Source organism: Shewanella sp. 125m-7 (assembly GCF_052977045.1).
In genome coordinates this window covers 163,485-187,175 of the sequence record NZ_JBRILQ010000001.1, presented here as the reverse complement: position 1 = coordinate 187,175, position 23,691 = coordinate 163,485, and the positions used below count along the sequence as shown (strand labels likewise).

Annotated in this window: 19 protein-coding genes; 9 read left to right on the top strand and 10 right to left on the bottom strand. The window is 44.5% G+C overall.

All coding sequences use genetic code 11. From position 1 onward, the window contains the following. Window positions 1-65 precede the first annotated feature (65 nt). Window positions 66-1,688: a response regulator gene (locus ACVBIL_RS00835; protein ID WP_447165095.1), complete on the top strand. Its 1,623-nt coding sequence runs from the start codon at window positions 66-68 to the stop codon at window positions 1,686-1,688. Between the two features lie 543 nt (window positions 1,689-2,231). Here the strand turns inward: ACVBIL_RS00835 and ACVBIL_RS00830 are convergent. Further along, window positions 2,232-3,209 carry a transposase gene (locus tag ACVBIL_RS00830; RefSeq protein ID WP_447165094.1) on the bottom strand — a complete coding sequence of 326 codons (978 nt, stop codon included), beginning with the start codon at window positions 3,207-3,209 and terminating at the stop codon, window positions 2,232-2,234. Between the two features lie 412 nt (window positions 3,210-3,621). Between ACVBIL_RS00830 and recN the strand changes: the two genes are divergently transcribed. Then, entirely contained in the window at window positions 3,622-5,283 is a 1,662-nt protein-coding gene (gene recN / locus ACVBIL_RS00825; protein WP_447165093.1) for a DNA repair protein RecN, read from the top strand. Window positions 5,284-5,351: 68 nt separating this feature from the next. Here the strand turns inward: recN and ACVBIL_RS00820 are convergent, their stop codons facing one another. The 9 genes from ACVBIL_RS00820 to glyA all read right to left on the bottom strand — a co-directional run bounded on the left by ACVBIL_RS00820 (window position 5,352) and on the right by glyA (window position 12,972). Then, window positions 5,352-5,846 carry a phosphatidylglycerophosphatase A family protein gene (locus tag ACVBIL_RS00820; protein ID WP_447165092.1) on the bottom strand — a complete coding sequence of 165 codons (495 nt, stop codon included), beginning with the start codon at window positions 5,844-5,846 and terminating at the stop codon, window positions 5,352-5,354. Continuing rightward, on the bottom strand, window positions 5,846-6,805 hold the full coding sequence (thiL, locus tag ACVBIL_RS00815; protein WP_447165091.1) for a thiamine-phosphate kinase: 960 nt from the start codon (window positions 6,803-6,805) through the stop codon (window positions 5,846-5,848). The genes ACVBIL_RS00820 and thiL overlap by 1 nt, the downstream gene beginning before the upstream one ends. 176 nt (window positions 6,806-6,981) lie before the next feature. Further along, window positions 6,982-7,389 (bottom strand): transcription antitermination factor NusB, encoded by a 408-nt coding sequence (gene nusB / locus ACVBIL_RS00810; protein WP_447165090.1) that lies wholly within the window; start codon window positions 7,387-7,389, stop codon window positions 6,982-6,984. A gap of 14 nt (window positions 7,390-7,403) precedes the next feature. Then, window positions 7,404-7,880, bottom strand: coding sequence for a 6,7-dimethyl-8-ribityllumazine synthase (ribH, locus tag ACVBIL_RS00805; protein WP_447165089.1), 477 nt, complete (start codon window positions 7,878-7,880; stop codon window positions 7,404-7,406). Between the two features lie 145 nt (window positions 7,881-8,025). Continuing rightward, a complete protein-coding gene (gene ribBA / locus ACVBIL_RS00800; protein ID WP_447165088.1) occupies window positions 8,026-9,129 on the bottom strand; it encodes a bifunctional 3,4-dihydroxy-2-butanone-4-phosphate synthase/GTP cyclohydrolase II in 1,104 nt (367 codons plus the stop codon). A 126-nt stretch (window positions 9,130-9,255) separates the two neighbouring features. After that, window positions 9,256-9,921: a riboflavin synthase gene (locus tag ACVBIL_RS00795; RefSeq protein ID WP_447165087.1), complete on the bottom strand. Its 666-nt coding sequence runs from the start codon at window positions 9,919-9,921 to the stop codon at window positions 9,256-9,258. Between the two features lie 3 nt (window positions 9,922-9,924). After that, the gene (gene ribD, locus ACVBIL_RS00790; protein ID WP_447165086.1) at window positions 9,925-11,046 is read right to left on the bottom strand and encodes a bifunctional diaminohydroxyphosphoribosylaminopyrimidine deaminase/5-amino-6-(5-phosphoribosylamino)uracil reductase RibD; all 1,122 of its coding nucleotides are present in this window, start codon (window positions 11,044-11,046) and stop codon (window positions 9,925-9,927) included. A gap of 69 nt (window positions 11,047-11,115) precedes the next feature. Next, window positions 11,116-11,565 (bottom strand): transcriptional regulator NrdR, encoded by a 450-nt coding sequence (gene nrdR / locus ACVBIL_RS00785; protein WP_012276315.1) that lies wholly within the window; start codon window positions 11,563-11,565, stop codon window positions 11,116-11,118. A 150-nt stretch (window positions 11,566-11,715) separates the two neighbouring features. Further along, window positions 11,716-12,972, bottom strand: coding sequence for a serine hydroxymethyltransferase (glyA, locus tag ACVBIL_RS00780; RefSeq protein ID WP_447165085.1), 1,257 nt, complete (start codon window positions 12,970-12,972; stop codon window positions 11,716-11,718). 279 nt (window positions 12,973-13,251) lie between these two features. On the opposite strand from glyA, the gene ettA reads away from it, so the two are divergent. From ettA to ACVBIL_RS00745, 7 genes are all read left to right on the top strand, one after another. Beyond that, the gene (gene ettA / locus ACVBIL_RS00775; RefSeq protein WP_447165084.1) at window positions 13,252-14,919 is read left to right on the top strand and encodes an energy-dependent translational throttle protein EttA; all 1,668 of its coding nucleotides are present in this window, start codon (window positions 13,252-13,254) and stop codon (window positions 14,917-14,919) included. A gap of 254 nt (window positions 14,920-15,173) precedes the next feature. Continuing rightward, window positions 15,174-16,313: an acyltransferase family protein gene (locus ACVBIL_RS00770; protein WP_447165083.1), complete on the top strand. Its 1,140-nt coding sequence runs from the start codon at window positions 15,174-15,176 to the stop codon at window positions 16,311-16,313. A gap of 63 nt (window positions 16,314-16,376) precedes the next feature. Then, on the top strand, window positions 16,377-17,489 hold the full coding sequence (locus tag ACVBIL_RS00765; RefSeq protein ID WP_447165082.1) for a metallophosphoesterase: 1,113 nt from the start codon (window positions 16,377-16,379) through the stop codon (window positions 17,487-17,489). 516 nt (window positions 17,490-18,005) lie between these two features. After that, a complete protein-coding gene (locus ACVBIL_RS00760) occupies window positions 18,006-19,121 on the top strand; it encodes an efflux RND transporter periplasmic adaptor subunit (protein ID WP_447165081.1) in 1,116 nt (371 codons plus the stop codon). After that, a complete protein-coding gene (locus ACVBIL_RS00755; protein ID WP_447165080.1) occupies window positions 19,122-22,235 on the top strand; it encodes a multidrug efflux RND transporter permease subunit in 3,114 nt (1,037 codons plus the stop codon). Between the two features lie 538 nt (window positions 22,236-22,773). Beyond that, window positions 22,774-22,968: a hypothetical protein gene (locus ACVBIL_RS00750; RefSeq protein WP_447165079.1), complete on the top strand. Its 195-nt coding sequence runs from the start codon at window positions 22,774-22,776 to the stop codon at window positions 22,966-22,968. 138 nt (window positions 22,969-23,106) lie between these two features. Beyond that, on the top strand, window positions 23,107-23,580 hold the full coding sequence (locus ACVBIL_RS00745) for a LabA-like NYN domain-containing protein (RefSeq protein ID WP_447161896.1): 474 nt from the start codon (window positions 23,107-23,109) through the stop codon (window positions 23,578-23,580). Window positions 23,581-23,691: the final 111 nt, after the last annotated feature.

The window sequence follows — 23,691 nt, the reverse complement described above, 5'->3', positions numbered from 1 at the left end:
AATACGCCTGATGAATTTAGCAGCATTAGCTGCAGCCGATATTTAGTTTCTGGATAACACTTGCTATGCAATCATTTCAAACACTGAAAGTACTTGTGATCGATGATGTGCCTACCTTCCTATTTACCATCAAAAGTATGTTGGTAAAGTTAGGCTTTTGCGAAAACAATGTACTGACATCTAAAGCCGCCAAAATGGCCATTACTCTTGCGTCAAACAAGCAGTTTGATGTGATTATTTGTGATTTCAACTTTGGTGTGGGTATGAACGGGAAACAATTGTTTGAAGAGTTCAAGCACCTAAACCTGCTGAGCGATGAAGCCGTATTTATATTAGTCACGGGAGATAATTCCTCCGCCACAGTCAGACCTATTCTTGAGCTGAAACCTGACGAGTATTTATTAAAGCCTTTCAATGCCATTACCTTAAAAAATCGCTTATCTATCGCCATTAGGCGCAGAAAAAAGTTATTAGGTCTTTATACTGCTGAGCGAAAATTAGATGCCCACCAAGGGCTACAACTATGCGACGAAATGGCACCATTCCATCCTGAATACTACTTTGTCATCCAACGCTTTAGAGGCGTATTCTTAACGATGCTGGAGCGTCATGAACAGGCTAAAATAGTGTACCAGTCTACACTCGCCAAAAAAGATCTGGACTGGGCCAAAGTTGGATTAGCCAACTCGTTAGCGAACCTAGGGCAAACCGAGGAAGCCGATTGTATTATCAACCAATTGCTTATCTCTTTACCCAACGATACACGAGTAAGAACTGAAGCTGCCTATGTAAAACTTAAGAATAACGATATTCCTACGGCGATATCGCATCTAGAGCTAGCCAGTCAACTTGTACCGGGTAATTCTGAAAGAGAGCAGATCATCGTTAACCTTTGCCTTTCAGTTAACGACTATGACCAGGCACTTGAGCGCTTTAGGCTTTATCAGGAGATCAACAAAGATACCTACCGAAATAATGAATACGCCAAACTGAGTTTGATCCGTACAATTCTCTATTCAGCCCGCACTTCTCACAAAAGAAATACCTTAATTGAAGAAGCGAAACATCACCTTCGCCTATTGATGGACTCAAAAGACGAGTCGATTAAAAATGAAGTCACACTCATTAAAGCTCATATCTCGATTGAGTTAGGCTATTATCGCAGTGCCATCAGTATGTTAAAGGGCTTACACTCTAAGGGGGCTTTTCAGCACTTTTACGCCGCGTTTCATTATGCATGGCTACTAAATGTTATCAGTGTTGAAAATGAATTTGATCTAGCAATCCAATGGTCTAGCGAAACGTTAGGCTATGAGACAAGTCAGATTATTTTTTCGAGTAAAGTCGCGATGCTCGATAGTTTAAAAACGGGAAATGAAGTAAAAAGAGTCTGGTTAAAAGAGCAATATACCTTAGTAAAAAATAACGGCGCAGATAAGTTAACCCTTCTTGAAACCTACTTAGCAATAAATGAAAAATCACCACTGTTAAAAACCGTGTGTTTAAATATTATTAAATCGCTGTCGTATGTGTGGCCTCGGCAATACGGTGTAGCTCAAGTTCTGGATGTCATTACTCGATGCGACAATGTTGTCAGGCAGCTTTATATCGATGAAGAGCTAACCAGCAACAATTACCAAGGTTATTACCAATCAGCAATCGACAAGTGTAAAGGCCGCGCCGAATAAGTTGCCCACGGCATCTAAAAGCTAACCATTAAGCGCACCAATCAGCTAACTAAAGTCGCTTGGTGATCACAACCCCAGAATTGGTTTGCTGACACACTATTGGACACAAGCTGCTCACCATGGCGAAGCCATGTGCTAATAAGCGAGAGCTAGGGATAGCGAACTGGCCGTTAAACACGGATGTTATTGGAACACAGAGGCCACGAAGAAAGGCAACAGCTCGTAGTAAGCTCACATGTCACTACTTCTGTGGGACGCTATAAAGCCCTCCTTGGCCGCTCAGCGGTTTCATCCTTGAAACCGAAGCCAAATCACAAGCCACCCAAATCACAAGCCACCCATGTCAAATCAACAAGATAGTGCCACTTACCGGTTTCAGCTTCCAAGCCATATTAAACTATCAAATCATATTTTTAGATTGGCGTTTTAAGAAGAGAAAATACCGATTAGCAATGCATTTTGTTGGAAAGTGATAGATTTTAAACGAAGAGAATCAGCTCATAGAATAGTTCTATAAACTTAATAAGAAGATTGTTTGAATGCTTAACCTGCCTTGAGGTACTCGCAGCTGTGCGCGAAATGCCGTCGTCGCTTTTCTAGATGTTCACAATAATGAGTTAGCTCTTGTAAACTACCTACTGGTCCATGGAACAACTTACCAAATTCTGAGGTGAGCTTTATCCAGTTGCCACTCGGAATATTGAGTCTATTCAGTATGTTTTCTGCATTAGCAGAAATGGTTCCTTGTTTATCATCCCGAATGATTCGACCCGTTTCATCAACAAGCGTTAGATAATCTTCAAGGCAGAAGTTAATGCCTTTTGGTTGCAGCTTTCTCTCATGACCAATAAAGGGCAATAACTTGGCAGGCTGTTTACCTTTGAGTCCTGCGTTTACTCTCAGTTGCAGGCTGGTATAGTCTGATTTTTCAGGTGTCTTAGCCACCTTAGCTCTGATGGGATTAAGCTCCACATAGGCCATACAGGCAAGTACTGCGGCTTCATCAAGTAATGCTTGTGACTTAAAGCGTCCTTCCCAAAAATGCCCTGTGCAGTTGTCTTCATAATTAGCTTGCCTTGCTATCGGTTCATTAAGGCAACGCATAAACCAACTGATATCACAGAGACGTGAACGGTAAGCCGCTATTAGATGTTTTAGTGCTGCTACCATGCACTCCTCAATCACGTCACCTTTAACAAATTTCTGGGTTAAATCAGTACCGTTAAACAGCTTATGCCATTGTTCAACAACATCCCTATCAGTCCAGGTATTCACCGTTTCTAGGTCAATATAGAGTACGACATGTAGGTGGTTACTCATCACTGCATAAGCTGCGACATCAATCGCAAACACTTCTGTTAACTTCAGAATTTGCGACTCTACCCAACCACGGCGATGGTCATAGTTCTTGCCTGTGTATTTATCATCACCACACAAATAGGCGCGTCGAACTACACGGCTACAACAGTGATAATACGGCGTGTCTTCAAGGCTAATTAAGGTACTTCTTGCTCGCGGCATAATAACCTCCTACTTCAGTATTCACTAAAGTTTAGTCGGAGGTCTCAAATCCCGCCATTTAGGCTGGGTGTCATGAATTCTGAATGAATTCTGCGCTGCCATTTAGGCTGGGTGTCATGAATTCTGCGACTCTAAAGCGACAATTTGAATTAGCAGCCCTGTAGCCACAGCTCAGAAAAAAATGTAATGCTCCTTCATTCGAAGGTTAATACACTTTGGGGCAAAAGTGAGTTGCACATTCCCTCACCCCTTTGAAAAAATAGCTTTTTATTTCTACACTGATAAAAAGTTAAACTAACACTCAAAAATGAAAATGTGATTAAGCTCAACGGATTTATCAACCAGCTATTTACTGTATAGATAAACAGTATATACTGTTTAACCATACAGTGTTTTGATAAAGGACATCACTATGCTTTGCCAACTCAGCATCAACAATTTTGCTATTGTGCGTTTTTTAGAACTCGACTTTAAAGCCGGCATGACCAGTATTACTGGTGAAACTGGCGCGGGTAAATCGATTGCTATCGATGCCCTCGGGCTTTGTTTGGGTAATAGAGCCGACGCTAATACCATTAGACCGGGTGCAACTAAGGCCGAAGTAAGTGCCCGCTTTTTATTAAATGATACGCCTGCGGCTAAGCGCTGGCTTGAAGATAACGACCTTGAACTCGATGATGAATGCATCTTGCGCCGCACCATAAGCAGCGATGGCCGTTCACGTGCTTATATTAACGGTAACCCGGTACCGCTGACGCAAATAAAGTCTCTTGGACAATTGCTCATTGGCATTCACGGCCAACATGCACACCACGCCATGCTTAAGAGTGAGCATCAACTTACCTTATTAGATAGCTATGCTAACCATAAGATGCTGATCGACAGCGTTACAGCCAGCTACCACAGGTGTAAGACTATCGAGAAACAGCTGCACCAATTGCAGATGTCGCAGCAGGAGCGTTTAGCGCGTAAACAACTGTTGCAGTACCAAGTTGAAGAATTAAACGAATTTGCCATCAGCAAAGGCGAATTTGAATCGATTGAAGCCGAACATAAAAAACTGGCCAATAGTACCGCACTGATTGAATTATGCCGCAGCCAACTGCATATTTTGCAAGAAAGCGACGAGGGCTGTGTCGAATCACTCCTTAACACCAGTATTAGCCAAGGGCAGGACTTAGAAAGCTATGATCCACAACTAGGTAATGTTGTTGCCATGCTTAACGAAGCCCTTATTCAGGTACAAGAAAGTAGCAGTGAGCTTGAGCGTTACTTAGATGGCTTAGAACTCGATCCTGAATACTTTGCCCACTTAGAGCAACGGATCTCAAAAGCCATGCAGCTTGCGCGTAAGCATCATGTCTCTGGTAATGAGCTATACGGCCATCACCAGAGTCTGTTAGATGAGCTAGTTGATTTAGGTTCTGATGATGACAAGCTAGACGATATTCGTGAGCAGCTTAATGCGAGCCGATCAGCTTATCTGCAACATGCTAAAAAGCTTAGCCAGAGCCGCAGCCGTTACGCTAAAGAGCTAGATAAACAGGTAACTCAGTCAATTCATGAACTCAATATGCCTAAGGGTAAGTTCACTATTGCGGTAAACTTCAATGAAGCGGTTACCACTCCCACTGGTTGTGACAATATCGAGTTTTTAGTCTCAACTAACCCCGGCCAACCACTACAGCCAATAGCTAAAGTGGCGTCGGGCGGTGAATTATCGCGTATTGGTTTAGGTATTCAGGTTATTACAGCGAAGAAAGTCTCTACCCCTACGCTTATTTTTGATGAAGTGGATGTGGGCATTTCAGGTCCGACTGCAGCAGTTGTAGGTCGTATGCTACGTAGCCTTGGTGAATCGACTCAAGTATTTTGTGTCACACACTTGCCGCAAGTTGCCGGTAATGGCCATCAACATATGTTTGTTAACAAAAGCAGCAAGGCGGGTAAAACGGAGACATCAATGGTAGCGCTGGATAAAACCCAACGTATCGAGGAGTTAGCACGCTTACTCGGTGGTGATACCATAACAAGCAATACCTTAGCCAACGCTAAGGAGCTACTGCTCAGTTAACCTCTTGTTTTAGGCTAAAAACAAAAATGCAGAGCTAAGCTCTGCATTTTTTATGCTTTAAACAGCGATCAAGCAAAGTAGTAAGCTAAACCTTGTAGACAAAGTAGCGAAAAAATACCCGCGAGTACATCGTCAATCATAATACCAAAGCCACCATGAACCTTGGCATCAAGCCAGCGGATCGGCCACGGCTTTAAAATATCAAATAGACGAAACAGTAAAAAACCAATAGCCAACCATTGCCAACCTGCTGGAGCGGCAATCATGGTGATCAGTAGTCCCGCTACTTCATCCCACACAATCGCACCGTGGTCATGTACGCCCATATCTTTAGAGGCTTTATCGCAAATATAAAAACCGGCCAGAACACTGATAAGGGTTAGTGCAATATACCAAGGTAGGCTCAACGGCGCCATTAGCAGATATAGTGGAATAGCAGCGAGAGTACCAAAGGTACCAGGCGCTTTAGCCGCAAGACCAGAGCCAAACCCTAAAGCCAAAAAGTGGATAGGGTTTTTTAATGAAAGCTTGGTTAATACAGGATCTTTAGAGAGTAAGTTCATTAGTTAAAGTGCTCAAACCCTAAGTTAATAGGTTCAAATGGCTGGTTATTGCTAAGCAATTTCAATTGCCCACCGGTACAGATCTGTCCAATTTGGGTAAATTTTACGCCCGATTCAACGAGTGCAATCTCTAACGCCCCTTTTTGGGCTTCTGGTACAGTGAATAGTAACTCATAGTCTTCACCACCCGTTAACGCATAGCTCAGCGCCATCTCAGGGCTTGCATTACGCTTAAGTTGAGCTGACATTGGTATACGATCAACATTAATAATAGCACCAACTTCAGAGCTTTTAAGCACATGCTGAATGTCGGACATTAGCCCGTCAGAGATATCAATGGCGCTTGAGGCAAGTGTGCGCAGTGATTGCCCAGCTAGCACCCGCGGAGTAGGCCTGTAATGACGGTTTATCAGATAAGCTCTGTCATCGATGTTCGCCTCAGCTTTATTTCGCAGAATATCTAAGCCTAATGCCGAGTCACCTAGGTTTCCTGTCACGTAGATCCAATCACCATTTTTAGCCCCACTTCGAGTCAGCCCACTACCTTTAGGTACTTGGCCATTAATGGTGATGGTGATAGAGCGTGGACCACGTGTGGTGTCGCCACCGATAAGTGCCACGCCGTAATATTCTGCTATGTCAAACAAGCCAGCACTAAAGTCAGCGAGCCAAGCCTCATCAACCTCGGGTAAGGTCAGCGCTAAGGTCATCCAAGCAGGTTCTGCGCCCATTGACGCTAAATCTGATAGGTTTACTGCAAGTGACTTATAGCCAAGCTCCCTAGCAGGCATGTCAGGAAAAAAGTGCACATTTTCAACTAAAGTGTCACACGAGATGGCAATAGACTTGTTTTCTGCGGGCTTAACTATGGCGCAATCATCGCCAATACCAATCACAACGTCTTTGCGAGACTGGGCACGCCCAGTAAAGAAGCTTTCGATTAATTGAAATTCTTTCACAATACCAATCACAAATAAAAAGGAAAGTTCAGGGAGAGTGGAGATAAATTAAACCAGACCGTCACTTTAGCAAAATGAGAAACTGCATGCTTTGCTCTAAGCGGAAATGCGCGGATGGTTATGACTTCCCTGTCGGGTATAACAAAAACGGCATCCTAGGATGCCGTTTCTATTAACTATCTATTGCGCGCTACCAGCTTATCGAGAATGCCGTTAACAAACTTATGTCCATCTTCTGCGCCGAATGCTTTTGCAAGCTCGATAGCTTCGTTAATCGCTACCTTATAAGGCACATCCTTGCGGAATGTCAGTTCATAAGTTGCGATACGTACAATCGCTTTTTCAACTGGGTCCACTTCATCAAGTGGACGAGTCAAGAATGGAGTAATTAACTCATCCAATTGACTCTTCTTTGTTGCAACGCCACCTAAAAGCTCACGAAAGTAAGCGATATCGACGCCATCAATAACTTGTTCAGTTAGAAACTCATGCTCAACATCAGCAATATTGTTACCACTTAGCTGCCATGAGTAAATGGCTTGAACGGCTAAACGGCGGGCCTTACGGCGCTCTGAAGGCTTCATTAAATTGTCCTAAATTACAGCTGTTCTTCAAGTGCTTGCAGAACGTTAACCATTTCTAGCAGACCAAGTGCAGCTTCGCCGCCTTTGTTACCTGCTTTAGTACCCGAACGCTCAATAGCCTGTTCAATGGTATCAGTGGTTAAAACGCCGAATGAAACTGGAATATCAAACTCAAGTGCAACTTGAGCTAGTCCTTTATTACATTCGCCTGCAACAAAATCGAAATGAGGTGTACCACCACGGATAACCGCACCGAGTGCGATGATACCGTCAAATTTTCCGCTTGCAGCAACACGGCGTGCAGCGAGTGGCAGTTCAACAGCGCCAGGCACTTTAACTACAGTGATATTTTCATCTGCAACTTGGCCAAAACGCTTAAGAGTGTCAACCGCACCATTGAGCAAACTATCAACAACAAAGCTGTTAAAACGTGAAACTACGATCGCAACTTTGGCGTTTTTCGATTCGATATTACCTTGAACTACGTTCATTTATCTTACCTAAATTAGCTTAATTACCCAGCATAGGGACGGAAGAGGCAGTATGATACCACAGCACTCCGCGCTGATCGCTATGCAATTAATAAGAAAAGTGTGAATTTAAGCCTCAGGCTGACAATCAACCTGAGGCCAGTATTTATTCTGCTATATATTCAGTTACTTCTAAACCAAAGCCTGAAAGAGAGTGATATCGCTTTGGTGAGCTCAGTAGACGCATCTTGGTTACGCCAACATCCGCTAGAATTTGTGAACCAACGCCAACTTGACGTGATGTACCCTGCCACTTAGCAGCAACAGGAGTACTGCCATTATCTTCAGCTTCGAATGCTTTGACTTTGGCTAAAATGTCACTGCTGTGCTCATGGTTACCCAATAGCACCAACACGCCACCTTCATTGCTAATGCGCTCCATTGCTTTTTCTAATGGCCAGCTACGCTGTTGGTCACGCTCTGAATGCAATAAATCATTGAAGGTATTTTGTAGATGCACACGCACTAAGGTATTTTCAGTCACCTCACCTTTAAGCAGTACATGATGCAGCTGATTATCAATAGTATCGCGGTACGTCAGCATGTCGAACTCACCAAAACGCGTTGGCAGTTTACATTTAGCTTCACGTACGACACTGGTTTCTTTGGTGTTACGGTATTCGATAAGGTCGGCAATTGTGCCCATCTTTAAGCCGTGCTTCTCGGCGAAGATTTCAAGATCTGGGCGACGGGCCATGGTGCCATCATCATTAAGAATTTCAACAATAACCGATGATGCTTCAAAACCTGCAAGACGTGCTAAATCACAGCCAGCTTCAGTGTGACCCGCGCGAATAAGTACGCCGCCTTCTTGTGCCATTAGCGGGAAGATGTGACCTGGTTGCACGATATCAGATGGCTTAGCATCCTTACCAACAGCCGCAAGCACGGTTACAGCGCGGTCTTGTGCTGAAATACCCGTTGTCACGCCCTCAGCGGCTTCAATTGATACCGTAAAGTTGGTTGAGAACTGGGCATTATTGTTAGTTACCATCAAAGGTAAATTCAATTGCTGACAACGTGCTTTAGTCAATGTTTGGCAGATAAGGCCACGACCAAATGTCGCCATGAAATTCACGGCTTCTGGCGTCACCATGTCGGCAGCCATGATAAGGTCGCCTTCATTTTCTCTGTCTTCGTCATCCATCAAGATGACCATCTTGCCTAGACGAATATCTTCGATGATCTCTTCTATACTATGTAACGCCATGTTCAGACCTTTATTTATTATCACTTAATTGAGATTTAAGCCTTTTAGAGCATTAACTCTACCACAGTGAGTAAATGTAATGATTATTCTATTTTATTAAAGCAAATTTTATCGCAAAACCAGTCTTTATCTTAAGAAACCTGAGCGAGCTAACAATTCCATAGTCACTTCAGGCTTAGGAGTGCCATCTGGCTCTTGACTGCCATAACTCATCAATCTTTCTAGATGACGAGCAATTAAATCCACTTCAATGTTAACGCTATCGCCCGCTTTCAGATCCACTAAGGTGGTTTCACCAGCAGTATGCGGCACAATAGTCAGTCTAAATTTATGCCCCTGCACTTCGTTAACTGTCAGGCTCACGCCGTCAATCGTAATCGAACCTTTATGGGCAATATAACGGCCAAGCTCTACAGGTGGCGACAACCAAAACTCAATCGCTTGGCCACGAAACTGCCTGTCATCGACATGGGCAATACCATCGACATGACCACTGACCATGTGCCCACCTAAACGGGTCGTTGGAGTCACTGCTTTTTCAAGGTTAACCGCCTTGCCAACCTGATAATGAGAGAACCCCGTCAAACTGACTGTCTCCGCCGAAATATCAGCCACATAACCATCACTCATCAACTCTACGACGGTCAAACACACCCCATTGGTGGCAATACTGTCGCCAAGTTTAACGTCAGACAGGTCAAGCTTTCCGCTGGCAACGGTTAAGCGAATATCATCACCGCGACGTTCAACTTTTCTTAAGTGGCCAACTGACTCAATAATCCCAGTAAACATAAACTAATTACTCACTCTTAACGTTAAGCGGGTGTCTTTACCCACTTTGCGCTCATCGATTAGGTTGATACGCGGTAGTTCTGACATAGCTTGAAAATCATCAAGTTCAAGCAAGTTACGCCCCTCTGAACCTAATATTTTCATCGCTTGGTACAGCACGATTTCATTAGCAAGCCCTTGGTTCACAAATGCCCCAGCGAGGGTCGCGCCTGCTTCAATTAGCACGCTATTACAACTCTGGCCTAGCAAACTCAATAGCGCATTGAGGTCAATACGCGAGTCAACCGCGGGCAATATCTGACTTTGAACCTGAGCCGGCCACGCTGCCTGTACACTTTCTGGATACGCGATTGTCGACACCAGTAGAATTGGGCTTGTTGTATTAAATAAGTTTAGCTCAGCGCCAAGACGAGCCTGACTGTCTAATACCACGCGCAGTGGTTGATGAATTTCGGCTGGCGCAAATTCTTGGGTCAGCGAGCCTAATTCGCCATAGCGCACATTTAAGCTTGGGTCATCAGCAAGAATGGTTTCAACACCTGTGACTAAGGCGCAGTGGCGCGCACGAAGTCGCTGTACATCCCGGCGCGCTTCAGGCCCCGTGATCCACTTCGACACGCCATTTGACAGCGCAGTTTTGCCATCAAGACTCGCAGCAAGTTTTACCGTTACCCAAGGCAAGCCTGTTTCCATACGCTTTAAAAAACCCAAGTTAACTTGCTTAGCTTCTTCGGTCATCAGTCCAACATCGACCTCAATGCCCGCTTCGCGCAGCATAGCGATGCCACGGCCAGACACTTCAGGATTAGGGTCGGTCACGGCAATCACCACCCTAGTTACGCCATGTTCAATTAAGGCTTTAGCGCAAGGAGGCGTACGACCATAGTGGCTACAAGGCTCTAGCGTGACATAAGCCGTCGCACCTTTGGCATCATCGCCTGCCATATTTAAGGCATACACTTCGGCGTGAGGGCCGCCAGCGCGAATATGGTAGCCTTCACCCACAATTTCGCCATCTTTAACGATAACGCTACCAACACTAGGGTTTGGACGGGTGGTATACATGCCCTTTTGTGCCAATTCAATGGCTAGGCTCATCATTTGACTGTCTTCGATAGACCACATAATGGCGGCGATTCCGATTGTTCGATTGATGGAGGACTAAGCGTTTAGTTTAGCCCTTGGAGCAACAGGTTATTTTTGCAGTTTAGCGATTGCATCGCCAAACTCTGAAACATCTTCAAAGGCGCGATAAACAGAAGCGAAACGAATATAGGCAACTTTATCTAAGTTGACTAAATGGTCCATCATCAAGTTACCTATCATTTCAGATTTTACTTCACGCTCGCCTGTGGCGCGCAACGTCGATTTAATCTTAGTTAATGCCTGCTCAATTTGGTCCATAGATACAGGTCTTTTCTCTACGGCTCTTAACATACCACCGCGCAGCTTTTCTTCATCGAAGGGCTGGCGACTGCCATCTTGTTTCACTACGCGGGGCATCACAAGCTCTGCGCCCTCAAAAGTAGTAAAACGTTCGTGGCATTGAACACACTCTCTACGTCGGCGAACCTGATGGCCGTCAGCGACTAATCGCGAATCAATCACTTTTGTGTCAGTTGCGCTGCAAAATGGACAATGCATTTAGCCTCCGTTTAGAAATTAGGTCGTGTCTCTCACTGGATTTAACTCAACCTCAGCAAGTGGGCTCGAATCAAAAAAGTATGCTCGAATAATAACAAAAATGGCCGCATAAATGCGGCCATAGGAGTCTACCTGATTTAACGCTTAAGGTTAACCGTAAACAGGGAACCTAGCGCACAATTCCAGAACCTGGCCCTTTACGCGTTCGCTAACGGCAAGATCTGAAATGTCATCAAGAATGTCACACATCCAGTTAGTTAGAAGCACTGACTCTTCTTCACCAAATCCACGACGGGTAATTGCTGGTGAACCAATACGCAGACCAGAGGTTACAAATGGTGAACGTGGATCGTTTGGTACTGAGTTCTTGTTCACGGTAATGTTAGCATTACCCAGTGCAGCGTCAGCATCTTTACCTGTGATGTCCTTGCTGATCAAATCAAGCAAGAATAGGTGGTTATCAGTACCACCAGAAACCACATCATAACCACGCTCAATGAAAGTACGCGCCATGACTTTTGCGTTAACAACCACTTGCTCTTGGTAAGTGGTAAATTCTGGGTCTAGTGCTTCTTTAAATGCTACCGCTTTAGCCGCGATAACGTGCATTAAAGGACCACCCTGTCCGCCAGGGAATACCGCAGAGTTTAGCTTCTTATAGAGAACTTCATCGTTGATTGCAGATAGAATCAAGCCGCCACGTGGGCCTGCAAGCGTCTTATGCGTTGTCGTTGATACAACATGTGCATGTGGTAGTGGGTTTGGATAGATGCCAGCAGCAACAAGACCAGCTACGTGCGCCATATCAACAAATAGGTAAGCACCTACTTTATCAGCGATTTCGCGGAACTTACCCCAATCAACAATACCAGAGTAAGCACTGAAACCAGCAATGATCATCTTTGGCTTGTGCTCAACAGCAAGACGCTCAACTTCAGCGTAATCAATCTTACCTGTTACTTCATCAATACCGTACTGAACCGCATTGTAAAGCTTACCAGAGAAGCTCACGTGAGAGCCGTGAGTCAAGTGACCACCGTGTGCTAGGCTCATGCCTAAAACAGTATCGCCGCCTTGAAGCAGTGCCATAAATACCGCTGCGTTAGCTTGTGAGCCAGAGTGTGGCTGAACGTTAGCGTATGTTGCACCAAACAATTCTTTAGCGCGTGAGATAGCAAGTTCTTCAACGATATCTACATGCTCACAACCACCGTAGTAACGCTTACCAGGGTAACCTTCTGCATACTTGTTAGTAAGCTGAGTACCTTGAGCTTCAATTACACGAGGACTACAGTAGTTTTCTGAAGCAATGAGTTCGATGTGCTCTTCTTGACGGCGCGTTTCATCTTCAATTGCTGCAAATAGTTGTGGATCGTAATCCGCGATATTCATATCTTTCTTCAGCATTACTCACTCCAGCTGTAAAATTCTTCTAGTAGGGTTGCGCGGTATGATACAGCGCATTTGATCACAATCCCAGTATTTACAACATGAAATTACTTGCATTTCTAGATGAGAGAGTTTTGTAAAAAGCACTAGTCGGTGTAAAAAACCATCAACACATCGCCAACTGACTTATGTGTTAACTGTGAATTAAACCGCTCCAATTCAGATTTAAGTTCTGTATCGAATCAAGTAGAATTGGCGCCATTCAACATAGAAAAAATACAATTAAAGAGAAATAACATGGCTCAATTTGTATATAGCATGCTTAGAGTGGGCAAGATTGTCCCGCCTAAAAAACAGATCTTAAAAAATATCTCGTTAAGCTTTTTCCCTGGCGCTAAAATTGGTGTCTTAGGCTTAAACGGTTCAGGTAAATCGACCCTACTGCGCATTATGGCCGGGCTTGATACTGAAATTGAAGGTGAAGCTCGCCCAATGCAAGATCTAAAAATCGGATACTTGCCACAGGAGCCAAAGCTAGATCCTAATCAAACCGTACGTGAAGCGGTTGAAGAAGCGGTTTCAGAGGCTAAGAACGCACTTGTCCGTTTAGATGAAGTCTATGCACTTTATGCTGAACCTGATGCCGACTTTGACGCCCTGGCTAAAGAGCAGGGTCAGTTGGAGGCCATTATTCAATCGCAAGATGCTCACAACCTAGATGTGGTATTAGATAGAGCTGCAAACGCGCTACGCCTACCAGACTGGGATGAGAAGATTGAAGTGCTTTCAGGTGGTGAACGTCGCCGTGTTGCGATTTGTCGTTTGCTACTAGAAAAGCCTGACATGCTATTACTTGACGAACCAACCAACCACTTGGATGCTGAATCCGTTGCCTGGTTGGAGCGCTTCTTACAAGAGTACACGGGTACCGTTGTGGCCATTACCCACGATAGATACTTCCTTGATAATGCAGCAGGCTGGATCTTAGAACTTGACCGTGGTGAAGGTATTCCATGGGAAGGTAACTACTCTTCATGGCTTGAGCAAAAAGACGCGCGTCTAACACAAGAGTCGGCAACCCAAAGTGCTCGTCAAAAGACGATTGCCAAAGAACTTGAATGGGTACGCCAAGGCGCTAAAGGCCGTCAGTCTAAAGGTAAAGCACGTATGGCTCGCTTTGAAGAGCTCAATACTAACGACTACCAAAAGCGTAACGAGACCAACGAGCTATTTATTCCACCTGGGCCTCGTCTCGGTGACAAGGTTATTGAAATTACTAACCTGACAAAATCATATGGCGACCGCGTACTTATCGATGACTTGACCTTCTCAGTACCCAAAGGGGCAATCGTCGGTATTATCGGCGCAAACGGTGCGGGTAAATCAACATTATTTAAGATGATTTCAGGTGCTGAGCAGCCAGACAGCGGCACAGTTGAGCTAGGTGAATCAGTACAAATCGCCTCTGTTGAACAGTTCCGTGATTCGATGAATGACAAGAATACCGTTTGGCAAGAGATCTCTGATGGCCAAGATATCATGCGCATCAACAACACTGAAATTCCGAGCCGCGCCTACGTAGGCCGCTTTAACTTCCGTGGTGGCGATCAGCAAAAGATTATCGGTACATTATCAGGTGGTGAGCGTAACCGCGTGCATTTAGCTAAACTGCTGCAAGCTGGCGGAAACGTACTGTTACTCGATGAACCAACCAACGACTTGGACGTTGAAACATTACGTGCACTCGAAGAAGCGCTTCTTGAGTTCCCTGGTTGTGCCATGGTGATTTCGCACGACCGTTGGTTCCTCGATAGAATCGCGACCCATATTCTGGATTACCGCGATGAAGGTAAAGTGAACTTCTATGAGGGTAACTACACCGAATACTCAACATGGTTGAAAGAAACCATGGGTACCGATGTGGTTGAGCCACACCGCTTAAAATACAAGCGCATGGTTAAGTAACATCCCATGACGATTTAAAAAGGAGGCCCATCGGCCTCCTTTTTGTTTTTTGCAATAAAGTAAGCCTAAACCTGCCATTCTCAGCGACCCGTTCATAAACAAATAACCCCCAATTCAATAACAAAAAGCCGAGTAATTATGCGAAGATAGCTATCGGTATAAAATAGCCAATAAAAACAAGTCGTGCATTCGATACATTAAGCAACAAAAAGCTACCGACATTAAACGACGAAAAATTATGGACGAACAAAACAATGGATGACAAACACCCGCTCGCAGTTGCAGCCGATAACTTAGACACTGCCCCCTCGGTCAAAGCTGATGCTGAAGCCACGGCTCACGCTCCCAAGCCGAAAGCTTTTTTAAATAGCATCAACCACTTTCGTGGTATTGCGATTATCTTTATCGTTATGGCCCATTGCTACCGCCCAGCGGGTTGGCAAATTGAAACCTTTGCCGACAAAGCCTGGTTCAACTTGATGATGAATGGCACGGTGTTTTTCGTGTTTATCTCCGGCTTTCTATTTCATCATGTGTTTTATCATCGCTGGGATTATAAAAAATACATGAAGAGCAAAACCAAGTTTGTTTTTGTGCCCTACCTGCTACTTTCATTACCTTGGATTATTTGGCATATCACTGTCGGTACCGATCCTATGATGCATAAAGAGATCGCAGACATCACTGCCCCAATACAAGCTGCTAGCTGGTATGTCATCACCGGACGTACTCTTACCGCTTACTGGTACATTCCCATGGGCATGATGCTGTTCGCGCTATCGCCCTGGGTGATGTACTTAATCAGAAAACAGCAAGTGCTCTATTACGCCATCCCCTTACTGCTGATTGCCATCCTGGTTCACCGCCCAATATCAAACCTGAATGCAATTCAATCTTTAGTCTATTTCTTGCCAGTTTACCTGCTGGGCGTTTGGGGCTCAGCCCATCGCGATAAGCTATTTCCGTTTATCGATAAGTATTGGCTCCCTATGTTAATAGCAGGCGTTGCGCTAGCACTGATTCAAGCCCACTATTTTGGCGCCGGCGTGCTCAACAAAGCCCCATTTGAGATGACTGTGCCTGATTTAATGCTGCCACAAAAAATCTTGTTAACCCTCGTCATACTGGCGATTTTAAATAAGTTTGAGCATATATCGATTAAGCCACTGCAAAAACTCGCCGAGGTCAGCTTTGCGATTTACTTTATTCATCCTTGGATCACCACGCCATGGTGGATGATTTACGATAGCCCTGACTTTTTAGGTCTAGCAGGGCAAGGTAATATCTTTACCACCTTAATCGTCACCTTAGTGATTGTTGCTATCTCTTACATGATTGCCATCATCATTAAAAAGTTACTCAGTAAGCGCAGCCGCTACCTTATTGGCTGGTAATGAGTAAACTTTATTTAAAAATAAACCTTAACAATAAAAGCTAACTATAAGAACGATTACATTATGTCTAAAGCCATACTCTATGCTGCATTACTGCTTTTGCTGTCAAGTCAGCTTAGCGCCAATGAAAACTATCAGAACGATGGGCCTTATTTGATCCACGAAGCGATGACGAACCAAACAGCCACGGCAAACTCAAAGCCACAAAAATCAGACAAATCACATAAACAGATCGCTTATTGGATCTGTAATGCAGAACTTAAATCCACTGAGGTTAGTGAGCATAAACTTACACGTCCCGAAGACTGCGGCAAACTACCACAACCCATACTGAGTGATGCCATCAAACAAGTGATGCCAGATAGCTACAGCGGGATAAAAAAAGTGGTCGCTCTCAGTGATGTACATGGTCAGTACGATGTGTTGATAACCTTGCTTAAAAACCAAAATATTATCGATGCCGATAAAAACTGGGCCTTTGGTGAGGGTCATATGGTGATGACCGGGGACATGTTTGACCGAGGCGATCAGGTAAATGAAGTATTGTGGTTTATGTACCAACTAGACCGACAAGCCAAAGCCGCAGGCGGTATGCTGCACTTACTCATGGGCAATCATGAACAGATGGTACTCGGTGGCGACTTAAGATACGTACATGAACGTTACGACTTAGCCAGCGAGCTGCTCGATAGAAGTAACGACGCACTCTACGCCGATGACACCGAAATCGGCCAGTGGCTAAGAAGTAAAAATACCCTAGTTAAGATTGATGACGTGCTGTATATGCATGGCGGCATAAGCAGTGAGTGGCTTGAGCGTCAGTTAACTATCGCAGAGGCTAACCAGCTATTTCGCGCTAACATAGGCAGGCCTAAAGCGGAGCTTAAACAAGATGAGTTATTGAGCTTCCTGTTTTATGGTAACGGTCCAACCTGGTATCGCGGTTACTTTTCTGAGGCGTTTACCGAAGCAGAGCTCGATAAAATACTGGCCTATTTCGATGTCAAACATATCACCGTAGGCCATACATCTCAAAAGCAGGTGCTCGGACTATTTAATAATAAAGTCATCGCCGTCGACAGTAGCATTAAGCGCGGTGAACAGGGTGAGCTGTTACTAATTGAAAACAATAAATTAGTACGCGGTCTTTTCGATGGTTCTCGTCAAGCACTCTAGCCTTTCGCTTGCTATCTAGTGCACTAGGGGGATGTTTGCTGCCAGTGCATTAAGTTAGAGCGCAGAGCGCAGAACGTAGAACTTAGAACTTAGGACCTAGGACCTAGGACCTAGAACCTAGAACCTAGAACCTAGAACCTAGAGCCAAGTTTGCTAGTTAATGCTTGGTTAGCTTTAGTTTGAATATTGGCCAGTTAACTATCGCTAAGCAACAGCCCTGTTATGATCAACTTCACTCCACATAATTTAACCCCACATAATTTAACTTCTTTGCCATCCCTCAGCTTTACCGACTACTGCTCCCTAGCTCATAGATAACCTTCCCCGCTAACCGACCGATAAAATACAAACCTAGCAAAAGCCGTAACAAAGGTTTCAATTAGTTAAAATTGATAACGAGTTGATCGTAAAAGGTAAAGTATTAACTTCTACTTTTCTTTACTTTACATTGCTTTACCCTATGAGCTCGGAATTTTAACTAAAATAATCTCAACTTTGGCTGTGTAAGTAATCATCATGAAATCCTCCTATATTCTTATTCCCGTATTATTGATTGTTGCAGGCGCAATAACCTTCAGTAGTTTGACTGAAGCTAAGCGAACTGACACCAAAGAAAGACCTGTTCGCACAGTGCCTGTCGTTACTGGTATTGTTGAGCAACATGAACTTTCCCAGTCTCTGTCACTAATCGGTAAACTTGATGCGGAGCAGTCCGTTTATATTGCCCCGCAAATAGCAGGTAAGATCAAATCGATTCAAGTCAGTACAGAGCAAGAGATTGCTAGCGGCCAGATCCTTATTCAGCTTGATGACGCCAAAGCACAAGCCGCTCTAGCTGAGGCAGCCGCCTATTTAGCCGATGAGAAACGTAAGTTAAAAGATTTTGTAAAACTGCTAGATAAAAACGCTATAACCAAAACTGAAATTGATGCCCAAAAAGCCAGTGTTGATGTCGCCCTTGCACGTTTAGCCGCAGCCCAGGCCGATCTTGATTACCACTACCTAAGTGCTCCATTTGCAGGTACTGCGGGGCTTATCGATTTTAGTCAAGGTAAGATGGTGAGTGCTGGCACAGAGTTATTAACCTTAGATGATTTATCTAGCATGCGTCTTGATCTGCAGGTGCCAGAAAATTACCTGTCACAACTCAGCGTTGGCATGAAAGTCAGCGCAAAAAGCCGTGCTTGGCCAAAGAAAGACTTTATCGGTAAGGTTATCGCCATTGATTCTCGTGTGAATCATGACACCTTAAACCTTAGAGTTAGGGTGCAGTTTGACAATCCAAACCACCAGCTAAAACCGGGTATGATGATGTCGGCGACCATGTTGTTCCCCAGTGTGTCTGAGCCAGTGATTCCCGTGCAGGCGCTAGAATACTCAGGCACTAATCGCTTCGTTTATGTTGTTGGAGCAGATGGTATTGCTACCCGCACCAAAGTGACTCTAGGTGCTCGCATCGATAATGAAGTGCTAATCACCGACGGACTCAACATTGGTGACAAAGTCGTGGTTCAAGGCCTAGTCAATATGCGTGATGGCCTACGTGTAGATGATTTAGCCCCGTCAGCTCTCGCTAACAAAGAAACCGACAAAAAAGCGGATAAAGAACAACAAGCAAGAGGAAGCATCTAAATGTGGTTGTCTGATGTTTCGGTAAAACGCCCGGTTGTTGCCATTGTACTGAGTTTATTATTATGTGTTTTTGGCGCAGTATCCTTTACTAAACTTGCCGTACGCGAGATGCCTGATGTAGAAAGCCCGGTGGTGACGGTAATGACCACCTATGAAGGCGCATCGGCGACTATCATGGAAAGTCAGATCACCACTGCACTAGAGAGTGAGCTGACCGGTATTAGTGGTGTCGACCAAATTCAATCAGTCACTCGTAACGGTATGTCACGCATTACTGTGACCTTTCTTTTAGGCTGGAACCTCACTGAAGGTGTCAGTGATGTACGTGACGCAGTAGCGCGTGCACAGCGCCGCTTGCCTGATGAAGCTAACGATCCTATCGTGTCAAAAGACAACGGCACTGGCGAGCCTTCGGTCTACGTCAATTTAAGCTCGTCAGTGATGGACCGAACCCAGCTAACCGATTACGCCCAGCGCGTACTAGAAGATCGATTTAGCCTCATATCGGGTGTGAGCAGCGTTGATATATCTGGTGGCTTGTATAAAGTCATGTATGTGCAACTTAGCCCAGATCTCATGGCGGGTCGTAATGTGACTGCCGCTGATATTGTTAAGGTGCTTAATAAAGAAAACGTCGAAACACCTGGCGGTGAAGTTCGTAACGACACCACTGTGATGGCAGTGCGCACCGCACGTTTATATCAAACCCCCGCTGACTTTGAATACTTGGTTGTTCGCACCGCTGCCGATGGCTCACATATCTATTTAAAAGATGTCGCTAAAGTCTTTATTGGCGCTGAGAACGAAAACTCAACCTTTAAAAGCGATGGCGTAGTCAACATCAGTTTAGGCGTGGTGGCGCAATCAGATGCCAACCCACTGGAAGTTGCGCAAGATGTGCATAAACAAGTTGACCTGATTCAGCAGTTTTTACCTGAGGGCACAAAGCTGATTGTTGATTATGACTCAACCGTGTTTATCGACCGTTCGATTGATGAAGTCTTTAGCACCATAGCGGTAACGGCCTTGTTAGTTATTTTAGTACTGTATATTTTTATTGGCCAAGCGCGAGCAACATTGATCCCAGCGGTTACTGTACCGGTATCGCTAATTTCAGCTTTTATTGCCGCCAATATGCTTGGCTACTCGATTAATCTACTCACCCTGATGGCGTTGATTTTATCAATCGGTTTAGTGGTTGATGACGCTATCGTAGTGGTAGAGAACATCTTCCACCATATAGAAAAAGGCGAGCCGCCAATCCTAGCGGCCTATAACGGTACACGTGAAGTCGGCTTTGCGGTTATGGCCACCACTGCCGTATTGGTCATGGTGTTTTTGCCTATCTCGTTTATGGAAGGCATGGTCGGCCTGCTATTTACTGAGTTCTCAGTAATGTTAGCGGTGTCAGTACTATTCTCATCGCTTATAGCCCTAACCCTAACACCAGTGCTTGGTAGTAAAATTCTTAAGGCAAACGTTAAACCTAATCGCTTTAATTTAATCGTTGATAACGCCTTTAGGCGCCTTGAAGATAACTACCGAAAAATGGTAACTAAGGCTGTTTCATTGCGGCTTGCGGCGCCATTAGTGATTATTGCCTGTGTACTTGGCAGTGGTTGGTTAATGCAACAGGTTCCGGCACAACTCGCACCACAAGAAGATAGAGGCGTAATTTTTGCCTTTATTAAAGGCGCTGAAGGCACCAGTTATAACCGTATGGCAGCCAATATGGAGATAGCTGAAGACAAACTGATGCCGCTACTCGGCCAAGGCGTAGTGAAGTCTTTTAGTATTCAAGCCCCCGCTTTTGGTGGCCGTGCTGGCGACCAAACTGGTTTTGTGATTATCCAACTTGAAGACTGGAATGACAGAACGGTTAACGCGCAGCAAGCGTTAGGCGTTATTTCAAACGCCTTAAAAGGTATTCCTGATGTGATGGTCAGGCCATTACTGCCTGGCTTTAGAGGCGGCTCAAGTGAACCGGTACAATTTGTACTTGGCGGCAGTGATTATCAAGAGCTGTTTAAGTGGGCGACCATGCTTGAAGAAGAAGCCCTTTATAGCCCGATATTTGAAAGCCCTGAAATTGACTATAAAGAGACCTCACCTGAGCTGGTAGTGACCGTTGATAAAGAACGTGCAGCAGAGCTTGGGATAAGTGTTGCTGAAGTTTCTGAGACCCTAGAGATCATGCTTGGTGGTCGCAGTGAAACCACCTTTGTTGAACGTGGTGAAGAATACGATGTGTACCTACGTGGCGATGAAAGCAGTTTTAGTAACGTGGCCGATTTAAGCCAAATCTATATGCGATCTAACAAAGGTGAGCTTATCACCTTAGATACGATCACTCATATTGAAGAAGTCGCCTCAGCGCTAAAGCTCAGTCACAACAACAAGCAAAAGTCGATTACCTTAAAAGCCAACTTAGGCGAAGGTTATACCTTGGGTGAGGCGTTAGATTTCTTAGATCAAAAAGCAATTGAGTTACTACCAAGTGATATCACGGTTGCTTACACTGGCGAGTCTAAAGACTTTAAAGAAAACCAAAGCAGTATCTTTATCGTCTTTGGTTTGGCGCTATTAGTGGCTTACTTAGTGCTGGCGGCGCAATTTGAAAGCTTTATTAACCCGTTAGTGGTGATGTTTACCGTACCTATGGGCGTATTTGGTGGCCTATTGGGTCTGTATCTCACCGGACAAGGCTTAAATATCTACAGCCAAATTGGCATGATTATGCTAATTGGTATGGTGACTAAAAACGGTATTCTAATTGTAGAGTTTGCCAACCAACTACGTGATAAAGGTCTTGAGATTGAGCAAGCTATTATTGATGCGTCAGCAAGACGTCTGCGCCCAATTCTAATGACAGCCTTTACCACCTTAATTGGTGCTATTCCGTTGATCTTGTCGACGGGTGCAGGCTCTGAAAGCCGTATTGCGGTAGGTACAGTGGTGTTCTTTGGTATGGCATTCGCCACCTTTATCACCTTGCTAGTCATCCCTGCTATGTACCGCTTGATTTCAGGAGCCACCAAGTCACCAGGTTTTGTCGAGTCACAACTTGATAAAGCGATTGCTGAGCACGCGCAAATGCCCCCTACTCAGCAGTAAGTTCAACACCTCGCTTTTAAACTAAAAAGGAGCTCTATGGGCTCCTTTTGTTTTAATTAAAACAAAACATTTGTTGAGGACAGTATAGTTTGAACATCCTCAACATCATTTATAGCGAAGGCAGCTCACCACGAAGGACACCGAGGGCTCGAAGAAAGGCAACAGCTCAAGCCGTTTGAGAACTTGGAGGTTTACCTTCGTGTTCTTCGTGAAAGCGCAGCGCTTCGTGGTGAGATTACGCTTTTGAAACGTAAAACGATGACAACCATAATGCTCTCCAGTTCTCATAGCTCGCTACGTTCAACCTAGACGAGCCTCTATCTAACAATTTTGTGTGTCTCAATTATTTCTCTTTATTACATTCGACAGAGTGTATTGAACTTGTTCAAACTGAGAGCCATCTTGCAGCTGTACTGCTGTAACAGCAACATTACCTCCATCCTCAACATCAAAAGCCGTCTACACTTAAGCTTATCAAGCATTACTCACCATTAGCGGTCAACCATTAGAGCAATGCCTTAACCCCTTGGTAACTGCTATGCAAGAAACTGAATTTAGAAATGGCTTTAAGCGCAAAAACAACTCCAAAATCTATGAAACCGTGTGTATTAATGGTCAATTTATTGCAGATCGCCGCCTAGAGTACAATCAAGAACAGTTCCCCCATCACTCTCCTTTACATGCCTATGACCGTCGCCAAGATGACTATCACGAGGTAGATCTCTACATTTAATCCTAGATTTATCGCAACAGAGCTTCACTCAATAGCCAAGCTGCGCTATTGTCTTTGCTTGCCTATGAAAAGTCACCCTAGTGCAGCAACGACAATTGTCATCATTAAGCTATAGCACGCTAACCCAATGAGTACTCTGTGAAAAAAATTGCCCTTTTTGTTGATGTACAAAACATCTATTACACTTGCCGCCAAGCATACGGACGGCAATTTAATTACCGCAAACTGTGGCAACATTTAGGCTATGAAGGTGACATAGTTCAAGCGACCGCTTATGCCATTCATCGCGGTGATGATGGCCAACTCAAGTTTCAAGATGCATTAAAACACATAGGGTTTGAGGTAAAACTTAAGCCTTTTATTCAGCGCAGCGATGGCTCAGCTAAAGGCGATTGGGACGTAGGTATTACCATTGACATCATGGAAGCCGCAAGTGAAGTCGACGCGGTGATTTTACTATCTGGCGATGGTGACTTTGATCTGTTAATGCAAAAAATAAAACAACGATATGGTGTTGAAACCCAAGTTTATGGCGTGCCAAGTTTAACGGCTAAATCACTGATTGACTCAACTGAACAGTTCCACGAAATCAATGACAGCTTACTGCTGTAACCGTTACATTTTTTGAGTGAGCGACAAGTGTTATGGCGGACTATCTGTCCGCCATAATTTATTTATCCAGTTAACAGCCATTACTTTTCAGGTAAGTTGCTACAAGCCCGT

What these genes read in the sequence shown, in the direction of transcription:
- ribD (WP_447165086.1), bottom strand. Translation starts at nt 11,046, where the DNA reads ATGTGGTCTATCGAAGACAGTCAAATGATGAGCCTAGCCATTGAATTG.
- ACVBIL_RS00830 (WP_447165094.1), bottom strand. Translation starts at nt 3,209, where the DNA reads ATGCCGCGAGCAAGAAGTACCTTAATTAGCCTTGAAGACACGCCGTAT.
- nrdR (WP_012276315.1), bottom strand. Translation starts at nt 11,565, where the DNA reads ATGCATTGTCCATTTTGCAGCGCAACTGACACAAAAGTGATTGATTCG.
- recN (WP_447165093.1), top strand. Translation starts at nt 3,622, where the DNA reads ATGCTTTGCCAACTCAGCATCAACAATTTTGCTATTGTGCGTTTTTTA.
- nusB (WP_447165090.1), bottom strand. Translation starts at nt 7,389, where the DNA reads ATGAAGCCTTCAGAGCGCCGTAAGGCCCGCCGTTTAGCCGTTCAAGCC.
- ACVBIL_RS00755 (WP_447165080.1), top strand. Translation starts at nt 19,122, where the DNA reads ATGTGGTTGTCTGATGTTTCGGTAAAACGCCCGGTTGTTGCCATTGTA.
- ettA (WP_447165084.1), top strand. Translation starts at nt 13,252, where the DNA reads ATGGCTCAATTTGTATATAGCATGCTTAGAGTGGGCAAGATTGTCCCG.
- ribBA (WP_447165088.1), bottom strand. Translation starts at nt 9,129, where the DNA reads ATGGCGTTACATAGTATAGAAGAGATCATCGAAGATATTCGTCTAGGC.
- ACVBIL_RS00835 (WP_447165095.1), top strand. Translation starts at nt 66, where the DNA reads ATGCAATCATTTCAAACACTGAAAGTACTTGTGATCGATGATGTGCCT.
- ACVBIL_RS00750 (WP_447165079.1), top strand. Translation starts at nt 22,774, where the DNA reads ATGCAAGAAACTGAATTTAGAAATGGCTTTAAGCGCAAAAACAACTCC.
- ACVBIL_RS00770 (WP_447165083.1), top strand. Translation starts at nt 15,174, where the DNA reads ATGGATGACAAACACCCGCTCGCAGTTGCAGCCGATAACTTAGACACT.
- ribH (WP_447165089.1), bottom strand. Translation starts at nt 7,880, where the DNA reads ATGAACGTAGTTCAAGGTAATATCGAATCGAAAAACGCCAAAGTTGCG.
- ACVBIL_RS00795 (WP_447165087.1), bottom strand. Translation starts at nt 9,921, where the DNA reads ATGTTTACTGGGATTATTGAGTCAGTTGGCCACTTAAGAAAAGTTGAA.
- ACVBIL_RS00765 (WP_447165082.1), top strand. Translation starts at nt 16,377, where the DNA reads ATGTCTAAAGCCATACTCTATGCTGCATTACTGCTTTTGCTGTCAAGT.
- glyA (WP_447165085.1), bottom strand. Translation starts at nt 12,972, where the DNA reads ATGCTGAAGAAAGATATGAATATCGCGGATTACGATCCACAACTATTT.
- ACVBIL_RS00760 (WP_447165081.1), top strand. Translation starts at nt 18,006, where the DNA reads ATGAAATCCTCCTATATTCTTATTCCCGTATTATTGATTGTTGCAGGC.
- ACVBIL_RS00820 (WP_447165092.1), bottom strand. Translation starts at nt 5,846, where the DNA reads ATGAACTTACTCTCTAAAGATCCTGTATTAACCAAGCTTTCATTAAAA.